The 13,016-nt window shown below is 61.9% G+C and carries 13 protein-coding genes; 3 read left to right on the top strand and 10 right to left on the bottom strand.

The genetic code is table 11. The annotated features are described in order from the left end of the window. Positions 1–55: 55 nt before the first annotated feature. Positions 56–457 (top strand): GFA family protein, encoded by a 402-nt coding sequence (locus ACKLLE_RS26990; protein WP_009403429.1) that lies wholly within the window; start codon positions 56–58, stop codon positions 455–457. On the opposite strand, the gene ACKLLE_RS26985 is transcribed toward ACKLLE_RS26990, so the two are convergent. The 10 genes from ACKLLE_RS26985 to ACKLLE_RS26940 all read right to left on the bottom strand — a co-directional run bounded on the left by ACKLLE_RS26985 (position 458) and on the right by ACKLLE_RS26940 (position 10,206). Next, positions 458–2,416 carry a DUF7844 domain-containing protein gene (locus ACKLLE_RS26985; RefSeq protein WP_420059587.1) on the bottom strand — a complete coding sequence of 653 codons (1,959 nt, stop codon included), beginning with the start codon at positions 2,414–2,416 and terminating at the stop codon, positions 458–460. After that, entirely contained in the window at positions 2,413–2,733 is a 321-nt protein-coding gene (locus ACKLLE_RS26980; protein WP_009403433.1) for a DUF2388 domain-containing protein, read from the bottom strand. The genes ACKLLE_RS26985 and ACKLLE_RS26980 overlap by 4 nt, the downstream gene beginning before the upstream one ends. Before the next feature lie 27 nt (positions 2,734–2,760). Continuing rightward, the gene (locus ACKLLE_RS26975; protein WP_009403435.1) at positions 2,761–3,066 is read right to left on the bottom strand and encodes a DUF2388 domain-containing protein; all 306 of its coding nucleotides are present in this window, start codon (positions 3,064–3,066) and stop codon (positions 2,761–2,763) included. Positions 3,067–3,178: 112 nt separating this feature from the next. Continuing rightward, a complete protein-coding gene (locus ACKLLE_RS26970; protein WP_064303897.1) occupies positions 3,179–3,496 on the bottom strand; it encodes a DUF2388 domain-containing protein in 318 nt (105 codons plus the stop codon). Positions 3,497–3,778: 282 nt separating this feature from the next. After that, positions 3,779–3,994: a DUF1127 domain-containing protein gene (locus tag ACKLLE_RS26965; RefSeq protein WP_009403437.1), complete on the bottom strand. Its 216-nt coding sequence runs from the start codon at positions 3,992–3,994 to the stop codon at positions 3,779–3,781. 319 nt (positions 3,995–4,313) lie between these two features. Beyond that, on the bottom strand, positions 4,314–5,807 hold the full coding sequence (locus ACKLLE_RS26960; protein ID WP_420059586.1) for an acetyl-CoA hydrolase/transferase family protein: 1,494 nt from the start codon (positions 5,805–5,807) through the stop codon (positions 4,314–4,316). A gap of 177 nt (positions 5,808–5,984) precedes the next feature. After that, a complete protein-coding gene (locus ACKLLE_RS26955) occupies positions 5,985–7,421 on the bottom strand; it encodes an NAD(P)(+) transhydrogenase (Re/Si-specific) subunit beta (RefSeq protein WP_420059585.1) in 1,437 nt (478 codons plus the stop codon). Between the two features lie 2 nt (positions 7,422–7,423). Next, positions 7,424–7,741 (bottom strand): NAD(P) transhydrogenase subunit alpha part 2, encoded by a 318-nt coding sequence (locus tag ACKLLE_RS26950; protein ID WP_009403440.1) that lies wholly within the window; start codon positions 7,739–7,741, stop codon positions 7,424–7,426. Between the two features lie 11 nt (positions 7,742–7,752). Next, on the bottom strand, positions 7,753–8,874 hold the full coding sequence (locus tag ACKLLE_RS26945; RefSeq protein WP_420059583.1) for a Re/Si-specific NAD(P)(+) transhydrogenase subunit alpha: 1,122 nt from the start codon (positions 8,872–8,874) through the stop codon (positions 7,753–7,755). Positions 8,875–9,291: 417 nt separating this feature from the next. Next, the gene (locus ACKLLE_RS26940; RefSeq protein WP_009403442.1) at positions 9,292–10,206 is read right to left on the bottom strand and encodes a LysR family transcriptional regulator; all 915 of its coding nucleotides are present in this window, start codon (positions 10,204–10,206) and stop codon (positions 9,292–9,294) included. A gap of 166 nt (positions 10,207–10,372) precedes the next feature. Here ACKLLE_RS26940 and ACKLLE_RS26935 point away from each other — a divergent pair, with 166 nt between their 5' ends. Both ACKLLE_RS26935 and ACKLLE_RS26930 read left to right on the top strand, forming a co-directional pair. Next, positions 10,373–11,554, top strand: a complete 1,182-nt coding sequence (locus ACKLLE_RS26935; protein WP_420059582.1) for an acyl-CoA dehydrogenase — start codon at positions 10,373–10,375, stop codon at positions 11,552–11,554. Positions 11,555–11,568: 14 nt separating this feature from the next. Continuing rightward, the gene (locus ACKLLE_RS26930; RefSeq protein ID WP_009403444.1) at positions 11,569–12,789 is read left to right on the top strand and encodes a CaiB/BaiF CoA transferase family protein; all 1,221 of its coding nucleotides are present in this window, start codon (positions 11,569–11,571) and stop codon (positions 12,787–12,789) included. Positions 12,790–13,016: the final 227 nt, after the last annotated feature.

The raw sequence follows: 13,016 nt of genomic DNA, 5'->3' as shown, positions 1-13,016 counted from the left end.
GGGGGCGCGTCGCTCTATTAATTCATTGATTGCAGCGAAGGAGTGCCCAACGAAAATGAGCCAACACCAGGAAGGCGGCTGCCATTGCGGCGCCCTGCGCTACCGGGTCGAAAGCCCGCTGACCGACGTCGCCCATTGCCATTGCTCGATCTGCCGCAAGGTTTCCGGCGGCTTGCTGATCACTTGGGCGACGGTGCCCTGCTCCGCCTTCCAATGGCTGACCGGCACTCCGCAGCGCTACGACTCGTCCGCCAGTTGCGTGCGTTACTTCTGCAGCCGCTGTGGCGCCCATCTGGCCCTGACCACCGACCTGAGCCCGGAAACCATCGATATCACCATCGCTACCCTCGACGACCCGGCCTCGGTCCGCCCCGACCGGCATATCTGGACGGTCAGCCGCCTGCCCTGGTTGCATCTGGACGAGCACCTGCCTGGTGAGGAGCACGAATCGCTGTAATCAGGGCAGCTCCAGGCCGCCGGCCGCCTTGTGCAGGGCGCGCAGGTGGTCGCCGATCAGTTTGGCGTTGGTTTCCACGGCGCGGATTTCCTTGTCGCGCTCGGGGTCGAGCAATGCCCGGGCTTCCTTGTCGAGATCGGTGCTCAGGCTTTGCAACCGGGCCTGTCGCTCGCGGCTGCTGTCCAGCAACTGCTCGCGCTCCTGGGCCTGGGGCAACCCGTAGCCGCCCTGCCCCAGCAATTCGGCCGGTTTGCTGAGAAAGCCACTGTTGGCCAGGATCTCTTGCAACGTGCGGTTGGCCTTGTCGACCCGTCCGTCCTGCTGCGAGCGGCCGCTCAGATAACGCTGCTTGACCTCGTCCTGGGCCAGCAGCAATTGCCGGCGCAGGGCGGCCTGTTCCAGCAGCAGCATCGCTGCACTGGTGCGCAGGTCGGCGCGCTCGAACCAGGTACGGCGCTGCTCCGCGCTTTGTTCCAGCCAGGATTCGACCGTTGCCTGGGGAATCGGCAGCTGTTTCTTCAACACCTGGAACATGGCCTCGAAGCGATCACGGTAGGAATCGAAGCGGTAGCCCAGGCGCAGCGCCTCGCGGGGGTCGTCGAGCACACGGGTGTCCGCCAGGCCACGGCCCTTGAGCACTTCCAGCAGGCCGTTGGGCATGATGCTGTCGAGGCTGGTCAGTTGCCGGTTGGCGGTACCGCTGCGCAACAGTTTGAGGGTTTCCACCGCGCAGTTGTTGGACAGGAAGAAGTAGTTGCCGTCGTAGCTCCAGTGCATCTCCAGGGCCTGGCGCACCAGGTTTTCCAGCTCCGGACGGGACAGCTTGAGCGGCACCGAGGACAGGCTGCGCAGCTCGGTCTTGGTGTATTCGTCGATGACCTGGCCCAGCGGCAGCACGAACAGGCGCGATGGATAGGAGCCCACCAGGCCGTCCCAGCTGGACAATTGCACGTCGTTGACGAAGGCGCGGTACGACAGGACCAGATGCTGGTCGAGGTCCAGCCGGCAATCCGGGCCTCGCGGGCGACCCGGCGCACAGATCACCAGCCGCAACATGCTATGGCCCCAGCGGCTGACCCAGTTCTGGTTGGCTTCGGCCAGCAGGTAGTCCACCGAATAGACCCGCTCCGGGTCGATGTAGCCGAGGGGCTGCTTGGCGAAGTCATTGCCGGCATTGAGGTAAGGCAGCTCTGCCGCACAGGGCGGATGTTCCGGCGCCCAGCCGAAATGTCCGCTCAGGTAGGCGTGCAGTGCCGGGCGACGGCAGGCGTAGCTCGGGTCGAGGAGAAAATACTCCATGTTGACCGCGATGAATTCCTTGGGGCTGCTCAGCTCGTAGCTGTCCGGGGTGCGTACGTCCTGGTGGTTTTCCTGCTCGCGCTCGCCGCGACGTCCGACATATTGCGGCCAGCCGGCCAGGTCGAGCAGGCGCGGATCGTCGCTAAGGGTGAAGCGGCGCCCTGGCTGGCCGCGGCATTCGTCACGCAGGCCGACCTTGCCCTGGCTATCGAGCTGGCGTTGGCACTGGACGATCAGGCGACGCTGGTCCGCCGGCCAGAGCCGCGCGCGGTCGTAGATGTGGGTAAGTTCATGGAGCACGGTGGCCAGCAGCTCTTCGCGCACCGTGCCGTGGGGGCGACCAGTCTTCTGCGTGGCGGCGCTGCCGTCGGTGAGGCTGTCAAGGAGACGACGGTTCAGGGCCAGGGTCGACACCAGCGAAGCCTGGCCGTACGCATCCTGCGGCATGCGCGAGTCCCAACTGACGGTGACGCTGCGGTCGAGTCGGGTCTTGAAGCTGGATGGCAGTTTTTCCAGCGCTTCATCCAGCAATGCCTGGGTCGCCTGGCGCTGGGCCGCGCTCAGCCCGTCACCTTGCAAATGCAATTGCAGATCGGCCACGGCGGGGCTGCCGAGCAGCGCGAGTACGCCGCCCAGCAGCCAGGCACGGAGTGATTTCACAGCGCGAGGATGGCTTCGGCGAGTACCTGGTCGCTGGCGTCGCGCGCTTCGGGGACGCGCTGGCGCAGGGTGTTGAAGGCGGCTTCCAGTTGTGCGCCGCGGATATCGCCATTGCTGGCGACGAAGCTGGCCGCGTCGTCACGGGCTTCGCGAACGACCTTGGAATCACGGATCGAGGTGGTGGTGTCCGAGGTGAAATCGATCGAGCGGCCAAAGGCACGGACGATGATATTGCTGGTGGCCACCAGGGTATGTGCCTGGGCCACATCGGCCAGCAGAAGGAAGCCGAGGGTGGCGGCGATCAGCGGGTTACGCATGGAACTTCTCCGGAGAAACAGGGGTGATCATTGGACGAGAATTGCTTGCGCCAGTTCAAGGTCGCCAGCATGAAGATCGGGGTTTTCCCGGCGTAGCCGGCCAATGACCGATTCCAGCCGTGCGCCACGGAGCTGGCCATCGCTGGCGACGTAGGCCGCAGCATCGTCGCGCGCGGCCTGCACCCATTTGCGGTCGAAGGGCGCGCTGGTCACCTGGCTGGTGGCGTAGCCGCCTATAACGCTGGCGGCGGTGGTCATGTCGAAGGCCTCGGCCGTTGTCGAGAACGCCGTTGTGGACCCGAACAGTGCAAGCAGCAAAAACACATAACGCATGGAAAGAGATGGCCCGTGGAAACACAAGGTGTCCAAGGCTATCCCATGGCATCAGCCCGGGCCAGAGCGGTTGGCCCGGCTGTTTTGCAGGGTGTTGCCTGGTGTGTCAGGCCTACAGCGCCAGGATCGCCTGGGCCAGTTGTGCGTCGCTGGCTTGTAGGGTCGGCAGTTGCTGGCGGATATGGGCGAAGGCGCTTTCCAGTTTCACTCCGCGGATATCGCCGTTGCTGGCGACGAAGCTGGCGGCGTCGTCACGGGCGGCACGCACGACCTTGTTGTCTCGGAACGACGAGGTCACGTCGGACGTGGCGTCGGAAGAGGCTTTCAGTGCACCGACCAGGGAGTCGGTGGTGACGATGAAGCTCGTGGCGTGGGCGGTGGAAGCCAGGGCCAGCAAGAGTGCGGCGCCCAGCAGACGGGTACGGATCATGGTCTATCTCCTGAGGTAGGACTTGGGTCCAGCAACTGTCAGACGCACGCTCAGCCGGTTGCGCTACGCGTGGCATAAAACCCTGTTGGAAAAAGCGTAACACGTAACAAGCGAAGCGCCGGTCGATATAACTGTTATGGTTGATTTTATAAATCTGAAAACTGTATCTGTCGACCGGCAAATCCCTCTAGCCCGCGCCTTCCAGAACGAAAAAACCCGTCAGCAGTCACCTGCGACGGGTTTTTCGGAATTCGGTGCCGGCCTTGGCCGGCGGGCCTTGCATTAACGCCAGAAAGGCTTGCTCAGCTCTTCGTAACGTTGTGCTTCGCTGATACCGGCGTCAGCCAGCAGGCGAGCGTCCAGGCGAGCCAGTTGATGGCGGCTGGAGATACGACGTTGCCACAGAACCAGGTTGGCCAGCAGGCGCAGTGGCAGGGCAGCTTTGGATTGTTGAGCGTTGCTTTCGAAAACCAGACCGGAACTGAGGGTACGTTCCATGATGTGCTTCCTTCCGCTTGTGGCGGCATTGAGTAGTGATTTAACTGATGCCAATGATCCTCCTCGGGCGTCCATAACAGTAGATACAGTTCACCTGCATTGTGATGGTCCAGTTAACTGTTTAATGGCACTGTTGCACTCGAAATGCACGCAACTGTACTGGTTGGCGCAAAAATGGTGCGTTTTTCAATTTTTGGCGAGTGGAAGGCGGAAAATCGAGGGGTTTTGAGCGGTACAGTAGTACAGTTTTTTCAAATCAGTTGGTCGAACTGTTCAGCCGACAGGCATTGCACCTTGTCGGCTGAGCAGTGTTCACCGATTAAACGGCCAGCATGCGCCCGGTTTCTTCCAGGTTTTCATGCCAGGCCAGCGCTTCGCGCAGGATGTGCGGGGTGTGACCGCCCCGCTCGCACGCGCGGGTGAAGTAGTCGTTGAGCGCTTCGCGGTAGTCCGGATGCACGCAATTGTCGATGATCGCCCGGGCGCGCTCGCGCGGTGCCAGTCCGCGCAGGTCGGCCAGGCCCTGCTCGGTTACCAGGATGTCTACGTCGTGCTCGGTGTGATCGACGTGGCTGACCATCGGCACCACGCTGGAAATCGCGCCGCCCTTGGCGATCGACTTGGTCACGAAGATGGCCAGGTGGGCATTGCGCGCGAAATCGCCCGAGCCACCGATGCCGTTCATCATCCGTGTACCGCAGACGTGAGTGGAGTTGACGTTGCCGTACAGGTCGAACTCCAGCGCGGTGTTGATGCCGATGATGCCCAGGCGGCGCACCACTTCAGGGTGGTTGGAGATCTCCTGCGGGCGCAGCACCAGCTTGTCCTTGTAGCGCTCCAGGTTGCCGAACACATCGGCATTGCGGCGGTTCGACAGGGTGATCGAGCTGCCCGAGGCGAAGCCCAGCTTGCCGGCGTCGATCAGGTCGAACGTCGAGTCCTGAAGTACCTCGGAGTACATGGTCAGTTCTTCGAACGGCGATTCGATCAGACCGCACATCACCGCGTTGGCGATGCTGCCGATGCCGGCCTGCAGCGGGCCGAGCCTGTTGGTCATGCGCCCCGCCGCCACTTCTTCCTTGAAGAAGTTGATCAGGTGGTTGGCGATGCCCTGGGTCTCTTCGTCCGGCGGCAGCACGGTAGACGGCGAATCCGCCTGTTCGGTAATGACGATGCCAACGATCTTCGCCGGGTCGATCGGGATCGCCGTGCTGCCGATGCGGTCATCGACCTTCACCAGCGGGATCGGCGTGCGGGTCGGACGGTAGGTCGGAATATAGATGTCGTGCAGGCCTTCGAGATTGGCGTTGTGCGCCATGTTGATCTCGATGATCACCTGCTTGGCGAAGATCGCGAAGCTCGCCGAGTTGCCGACGGAGGTGGTGGGTACGATATGGCCCTGTTCGGTGATCGCCACCGCTTCGATGACGGCAATGTCCGGCAGCTTGAGCTGCTGGTTGCGCAGTTGCTCGACGGTTTCCGACAGGTGCTGGTCGATGAACATCACCTTGCCGTCGTTGATCGCCTTGCGCAGGGTGCTGTCCACCTGGAACGGCATGCGTCGTGCCAGCACACCGGCTTCGGTCAGTTCCTTGTCCAGGTCGTTGCCCAGGCTGGCGCCGGTCATCAGGCTGATCTTCAGCGGCGACTGCTTGGCCCGCTCGGCCAGCGCGTGGGGAACGGCCTTGGCTTCACCGGCGCGGGTGAAGCCGCTCATGCCAACGGTCATGCCATCCTGGATCAGGCCGGCGGCATCGGCCGCGCTCATGACTTTATTGTGCAGCGAGGACAAGCGAATACGATCACGGTACATGGATTGTTATCTCGGGTATTGAAACCAGGAGCGCAGTCTATTGCTTTCGCAAAGACTCGTCCCACGACCAAGGTCGTATGTGAAGCCCTGCAATAGAGCCTTCCGTCGGCAGGCCGGGGACAAAAAAGCCCCGGTCGTTGCCGAACCGGGGCTTTTTGTCACATCTGGAAAAGGCCCTTATTCGACGGCCTTGACCATGTCCTCGATGACCTTCTTGGCATCGCCGAAGACCATCATGGTCTTGTCGAGGTAGAACAGTTCGTTGTCCAGGCCGGCATAGCCGCTGGCCATCGAGCGCTTGTTGACGATGATGGTCTTGGCCTTGAAGGCCTCCAGGATCGGCATGCCGGCGATCGGCGATTTCGGATCGTTCTTCGCCGCCGGGTTGACCACGTCGTTGGCGCCCAGCACCAGGACCACGTCGGCCTGGCCGAACTCGGAGTTGATGTCCTCCATCTCGAACACCTGGTCATACGGTACTTCGGCTTCCGCCAGCAGCACGTTCATATGCCCGGGCATGCGACCGGCCACCGGGTGGATGGCGTACTTCACCGTCACCCCGGCGTGGGTCAGCTTCTCGGTCAGTTCCTTCAGTGCGTGCTGGGCACGGGCCACCGCCAGGCCGTAGCCGGGCACGATGATCACGGTGTCGGCGTTGCTCAGGAGGAAGGTGGCATCGTCGGCGGAGCCGGACTTCACCGGGCGCTGTTCCTTCGATCCGGTCGCCGCGCCGGCATCGGTATCACCACCGAATCCGCCGAGGATGACGTTGAAGAAGGAGCGGTTCATCGCCTTGCACATGATGTACGAGAGGATGGCGCCGGACGAACCCACCAGGGAGCCGGCGATGATCAGCATCGAGTTGTTCAGCGAGAAGCCGATGCCCGCCGCCGCCCAGCCCGAGTAGCTGTTCAGCATCGACACCACGACCGGCATGTCTGCCCCGCCGATCGGGATGATGATGAGCACGCCCATGACGAAGGCCAGGGCCAGCATCACGGCGAAGGCGGTGTAGTTGCCGGTGAAGGTGAACACCAGGCCGAGGCCGATGGTGGTCAGGCCCAGTACCAGGTTCAGCTTGTGCTGCCCGGCGAACTGTACCGGTGCGCCCTGGAACAGGCGGAACTTGTACTTGCCGGAGAGCTTGCCGAAGGCGATGACCGAGCCGGAGAAGGTGATCGCACCGATAGCTGCACCGAGGAACAGCTCCAGGCGGTTGCCGGTGGGGATCGGGTCGCTGATGGCGCTGACGATACCCAGGGATTGCGGCTCGACCACGGCGGCAATGGCAATGAACACCGCAGCCAGGCCGATCATGCTGTGCATGAAGGCTACCAGCTCCGGCATCTTGGTCATTTCCACGCGCTTGGCCATGATCGCGCCGGCGCTACCGCCGATCAGCAGGCCGACGATCACGTAGGCGATGCCATCAGTGGCCAGCTCCGCGCCAAGCTTGTAGATCAGGCCAACGGTGGTGAAGACCGCCAGGGCCATGCCAAGCATGCCGAACAGGTTGCCGCGCCGGGAGGTGGTCGGGTGCGACAGGCCCTTGAGGGCCTGGATGAAGCAGACCGACGCTACCAGGTAGAGAAGTGTTACCAGGTTCATGCTCATCTTTACTTCTGCCCCTCTGCCTTCGCGGCTTTCTTCTTGAACATCTCCAGCATGCGCCGGGTGACGAGGAATCCACCGAACACGTTCACCGCCGCCAGGGCCACCGCAAGGGTGCCCATGACCTTGCCCAGCGGGGTGACGGTCAGCGCCGCGGCGAGCATGGCACCGACGATGACGATGGCGGAGATGGCGTTGGTGACCGCCATCAACGGGGTGTGCAGCGCAGGCGTGACGTTCCAGACCACGTGGTAGCCGACATAGATCGCCAGCACGAAGATGATCAGGTTATAGACGCCGTGGGAAATCAGCATGTCTTCCATTGCCCTGCTCCTTAACCGTTCTTGCGGATGACCTGGCCGTCGCGGCACATCAGGCACGCAGCGACGATGTCGTCTTCGAGGTTGATCGTCAGCGCGCCGTCCTTGTCGAACAGCAGCTTCATGAAGTCCAGCAGGTTGCGCGCGTAGAGCGCCGAGGCATCGGCGCCGACCTGGGCCGGCAGGTTGGTCGGGCCGACGATGGTCACGCCGTTCTCGATGACGATCTGATCGGCGACGGTCAGCGGGCAATTGCCGCCCTGGGCCGCTGCCAGGTCGATTACCACCGAGCCGGGCTTCATCTGCGCCACGGTTTCCGCGCTAAGCAGGGTTGGTGCCTTGCGGCCCGGGATAAGGGCTGTGGTAATGACGATATCGGCCTGCTTGGCGCGCTCGTGCACGGCCTGGGCCTGGCGCTGCATCCAGCTCGCCGGCATCGGGCGGGCATAGCCGCCGACCCCAACCGCGCAGTCGCGTTCCTCGTCGGTCTCGTACGGCACATCGATGAACTTGGCGCCGAGGGATTCGATCTGCTCCTTCACCGCCGGACGCACGTCCGACGCCTCGATCACCGCGCCCAGGCGCTTGGCCGTGGCGATGGCCTGCAGGCCGGCCACACCCGCTCCGAGGATCAGCACGCGGGCGGCTTTCACCGTACCGGCGGCGGTCATCAGCATCGGCATGAAGCGTGGATAGTGGTGCGCGGCGAGCAACACGGCCTTGTAACCGGCGATGTTCGCCTGCGAGGACAGCACGTCCAGGCTCTGGGCCCGGGAAGTGCGTGGCGCGGCTTCGAGAGCGAAGGCGGTGATCCCGCGTTCGGCCATTTTTGCGATCAGATCGTTGTTGAACGGGTTGAGCATGCCCGCAAGCACGCTGCCGCTCTTGATCAGGGCCAGTTCGCTGTCGTTGGGCGCTACAACCTTAAGGACAAGCTGCGCGCCAAACGCATCGGCGGCGCTTCCAAGAATCGCGCCGACTGCCTCGTAGGCACTGTCAGGAATGCTGGCATTGACGCCGGCTCCACGCTCTACAGTGACCTGATGGCCCTGGCCCACCAGTTTCTTGATGGTTTCGGGAGTGGCAGCGACCCGTGTTTCGCCCGTCTGCGTTTCGAGAGGAACACCAATGTGCACGTCATTTCTCCTGCGTGATCTTTGTTGTTGAACCAGCGCACTACGGATGGTGCGTCTGGGGCGGCCGATCAGCACGATCCCGCCTGAACGAGGCGGGGCGCGGCATTTTGCAAGCGATCCTGAATCGCTTCAATGGGTTCTGAATGGAAACTTAATCGAAACTACAAGTCACCCTGTGACCACTTGTCGCAACGAACCGGCTTGAGCCCGCCAAACACGGGGTTTAGCGACATTAGGAGATTTTTTAAAAATTTTCTGACAATTTTCGCGGAGAGGAAGAAAAAGGTCGTTTTTTCCGCTTTAAAGCCCCGTAAACATTGGGGTTGTCAGGGTTTTTAATGAAGGGCGGAACAGTTGTCGCTTCTGCGACATTTCCTTATATCTGTAGGTGTTAAATTTAATTGACTACCGGGTCAATTAGTCGGCTTGAGCCTTGTCGGCTGCGGTATAGCGCTGTGCCTCGGTTACCAGCCAATCGCGGAAAGCACGCAATGAAGCGGACTCGACCTTTCTTTCCGGAATCATCAAGTGGTAGGCCTTGATGCTGGACAGTCCGTGCGGGTTGGCGATCACCAGCCTGCGTTCCTCCAGTTCACGCTGGATCAGGAACGGTGGAATCAGCGCCACGCCCATCTCGTGCATCGCCGCTTGGGCCAGCATCGAGAATAGTTCATAGCGCGGGCCTGTCATGTCGCGCGCGACGTTCATTTCCAGGCTATTGAACCATTGGCGCCAAGCGTAGGGCCGGGTGGTCTGCTGCAGCAGGGGCAGTTGGGCGATGGTCTGCGGATCGAGCTTCTCATGCTTGCCCAATAGCGACGGGCTGCACACCGGAACCGGGTTTTCTCCCATCAGCCTGTGGGATTGCGTACCGGACCAGTCGGCGTCGCCAAAGTAGATGGCGGCATCGAAATTGGTGTCGGCGAACAGGAAAGGCCGGGTGCGGTTGGTCAGGTTGACCGTGACGTCCGGGTGGCGCTGCTGAAAATCCTTGAGCCGCGGCAGCAGCCATTGGGTGCCGAAGGTCGGCACGACCGCCAGCTCGATCACGTTGGCGCCCTGCTGGCCCATTACTGACAGTGTGTCGCGCTCCACCGCGTCTAGCTGGGTTGCTACCCGGCGACTGTAGGACAGGCCGGCTTCGGTGAGTTTCACGCCGCGTCTCGAACGGCGGAACAGTTCGACGTTGAGAAACTCCTCCAGCCCGCCGATCTGTCGACAAACGGCACCCTGGGTCAGGGAAAGCTCCTGCGCCGCCTTGGTAAAGCTCTCGTGGCGGGCGGCTGCCTCGAAGCAGACCAGGGCCGTGGTGCTGGGAATCTTGCGCCGCATATACATCAACCTCACTAATCTGGCTTCGGAACAGCCTTCATCTCAATTACGAAGTGAGAAATTAGCACAAGAGGTTGCGGAATCCTCGTTTGTCGCCCTGCCCGTTCGGGCCTAGGATCAAAGGCACGACAACAATCACTCCCTTTCCCACCTCGAGGATTCCCACATGGCCGGCAAAGCAAGCTTCAACTGGATCGATCCGCTGCTCCTGGATCAGCAGCTCAGCGAAGAGGAGCGTATGGTGCGTGACAGCGCCTACAGCTTCGCCCAGGACAAGCTGGCGCCACGTGTGCTGGAAGCCTTTCGGCATGAGCTGACCGATCCTGCAATCTTCCGCGAAATGGGCGAAGTCGGCCTGCTGGGCGCGACCATCCCGGAGCAGTACGGCGGCAGCGGCCTGAACTACGTGTGCTATGGCCTGATTGCCCGTGAAGTGGAGCGTATCGACTCCGGCTACCGCTCGATGATGAGCGTGCAGTCCTCGCTGGTGATGGTGCCGATCAATGAGTTCGGCACCGAAGCGCAGAAGCAGAAGTACCTGCCGAAGCTTGCCAGTGGGGAGTGGATCGGGTGTTTTGGTCTGACCGAGCCGAACCACGGTTCTGACCCGGGCTCCATGATTACTCGTGCGAAGAAAGTGGATGGCGGCTACCGCCTGACGGGTAGCAAGATGTGGATCACCAACAGCCCGATCGCCGATGTATTCGTGGTCTGGGCCAAGGACGATGCGGGCGATATCCGTGGCTTTGTGCTGGAAAAAGGTTGGCAGGGCCTGAGCGCGCCGGCGATCCATGGCAAGGTCGGTCTGCGGGCCTCGATCACTGGCGAGATCGTCATGGATAACGTATTCGTCCCCGAAGAAAACATCTTCCCGGATGTGCGTGGGCTTAAAGGCCCGTTCACCTGCCTGAACTCGGCGCGCTACGGTATCTCCTGGGGGGCTTTGGGCGCTGCCGAGGCCTGCTGGCACACCGCGCGCCAGTACACCCTGGATCGCCAGCAGTTCGGACGCCCGCTGGCGGCGAACCAGTTGATCCAGAAGAAGCTGGCCGACATGCAGACCGAAATCACCCTGGGGCTGCAGGGCTGCCTGCGCCTGGGGCGGATGAAGGACGAAGGCACCGCGGCGGTGGAAATCACCTCGATCATGAAGCGCAACTCCTGCGGCAAGGCCCTGGAGATCGCGCGCCTGGCCCGGGACATGCTGGGCGGCAACGGCATCTCCGACGAGTTCGGCGTGGCTCGTCACCTGGTCAACCTTGAGGTCGTGAACACCTATGAGGGTACTCATGACGTGCATGCACTGATCCTCGGTCGTGCGCAAACCGGCATCCAGGCCTTCTATTAATAGGGAGACAGTCCATGGGCGCGCTTTCTCATTTGCGGGTCCTGGATCTGTCGCGGGTACTGGCCGGGCCATGGTCCGGTCAGATCCTCGCGGATCTGGGCGCTGAGGTCATCAAGGTCGAGAGGCCTGGCAGCGGGGACGATACCCGCGCCTGGGGACCGCCCTTCCTCAAGGACAGCAGCGGCGAGAACACCAGCGAGGCGGCTTATTACCTGTCGGCCAACCGTAACAAGCGCTCCGTCACCATCGACTTCACCCGTCCCGAAGGGCAGAAGCTGGTGCGGGAGCTGGCGGCGAAGTCCGATGTGGTGATCGAGAACTTCAAGGTGGGTGGCCTGGCTGCCTATGGGCTGGACTACGCAAGCCTCCGTCAGATCAATCCCAATCTGATCTATTGCTCCATTACCGGTTTCGGTCAGACCGGTCCGTATGCCAAGCGTGCCGGGTATGACTTCATGATCCAGGGGCTGGGTGGGTTGATGAGCCTGACCGGGCGTCCTGAAGGAGAAGACGGTGCCGGGCCGGTGAAGGTCGGGGTGGCGCTGACGGATATTCTTACCGGGCTGTATTCGACGGTGGCGATCCTTGCTGCCCTCGCCCACCGGGATCAGCATGGCGGCGGGCAGCATATCGATATGGCCCTGCTGGATGTGCAGGTGGCCTGCCTGGCCAACCAGGCGATGAACTACCTCACGACCGGTACCCCTCCGCGTCGGCTGGGCAATGCACATCCGAACATCGTGCCTTATCAGGACTTTCCTACTGCGGATGGGGACTTCATCCTGACCGTGGGTAACGATGGGCAATTCCGCAAATTCGCCGAGGTGGCGGGTCAGCCCCAGTGGGCGGATGATCCGCGGTTCGCGACCAACAAGCTGCGGGTGGCGAATCGGGCCGAACTGATTCCGCTGATTCGCCAGGCCACGGTGTTCAAGACCACGGCCGAGTGGGTCAGCCAGCTGGAGCAAGCGGGTGTGCCCTGCGGGCCGATCAATGATCTGGCGCAGATGTTTGCCGATCCCCAGGTGCAGGCTCGGGGGCTGGCGATCGATATCCCGCATCCGCTGGCCGGGATAGTGCCGCAGGTGGCCAGTCCGATTCGGCTTTCGGAAACGCCGGTGGAGTACCGCAATGCCCCGCCGCTGCTGGGGGAGCATACCGAGCAGATCCTGGCTGGTGTGCTGGACCTTGATGCTGATGCTATCCAGCGACTGCGGGAGGCTGGGGTGCTCTGAGCCCCTTGTCTCTATATAGAGGGAATCGGGGCGGCAGGCCTGATTTGAATCAATTTCAAATTAATGCTTGACGCTCGATTCAATCTCTCTATAATTCGCCCCACTTCCGGCGCAGTCGAAACGGAAAACTCCTTGAGATTCAACGAGTTAGAAGTTTCAGGTAGTATCGGAAGTACTTCGGTCTCCACCGAAAGCGGTTGAAAAAGGCAGTTGACAGCAGGTTGTAA

The sequence above is a fragment of the Pseudomonas bharatica genome, assembly GCF_048586865.1.
Taxonomy (GTDB): domain Bacteria; phylum Pseudomonadota; class Gammaproteobacteria; order Pseudomonadales; family Pseudomonadaceae; genus Aquipseudomonas; species Aquipseudomonas bharatica.
Note: the sequence above shows the minus strand (reverse complement) of the source record. Positions and strands in the feature narration are given on the sequence as shown.

What these genes read in the sequence shown, in the direction of transcription:
- ACKLLE_RS26990 (WP_009403429.1), top strand. Translation starts at nt 56, where the DNA reads ATGAGCCAACACCAGGAAGGCGGCTGCCATTGCGGCGCCCTGCGCTAC.
- ACKLLE_RS26980 (WP_009403433.1), bottom strand. Translation starts at nt 2,733, where the DNA reads ATGCGTAACCCGCTGATCGCCGCCACCCTCGGCTTCCTTCTGCTGGCC.
- ACKLLE_RS26975 (WP_009403435.1), bottom strand. Translation starts at nt 3,066, where the DNA reads ATGCGTTATGTGTTTTTGCTGCTTGCACTGTTCGGGTCCACAACGGCG.
- ACKLLE_RS26970 (WP_064303897.1), bottom strand. Translation starts at nt 3,496, where the DNA reads ATGATCCGTACCCGTCTGCTGGGCGCCGCACTCTTGCTGGCCCTGGCT.
- ACKLLE_RS26965 (WP_009403437.1), bottom strand. Translation starts at nt 3,994, where the DNA reads ATGGAACGTACCCTCAGTTCCGGTCTGGTTTTCGAAAGCAACGCTCAA.
- ACKLLE_RS26960 (WP_420059586.1), bottom strand. Translation starts at nt 5,807, where the DNA reads ATGTACCGTGATCGTATTCGCTTGTCCTCGCTGCACAATAAAGTCATG.
- ACKLLE_RS26955 (WP_420059585.1), bottom strand. Translation starts at nt 7,421, where the DNA reads ATGAGCATGAACCTGGTAACACTTCTCTACCTGGTAGCGTCGGTCTGC.
- ACKLLE_RS26950 (WP_009403440.1), bottom strand. Translation starts at nt 7,741, where the DNA reads ATGGAAGACATGCTGATTTCCCACGGCGTCTATAACCTGATCATCTTC.
- ACKLLE_RS26940 (WP_009403442.1), bottom strand. Translation starts at nt 10,206, where the DNA reads ATGCGGCGCAAGATTCCCAGCACCACGGCCCTGGTCTGCTTCGAGGCA.
- ACKLLE_RS26935 (WP_420059582.1), top strand. Translation starts at nt 10,373, where the DNA reads ATGGCCGGCAAAGCAAGCTTCAACTGGATCGATCCGCTGCTCCTGGAT.
- ACKLLE_RS26930 (WP_009403444.1), top strand. Translation starts at nt 11,569, where the DNA reads ATGGGCGCGCTTTCTCATTTGCGGGTCCTGGATCTGTCGCGGGTACTG.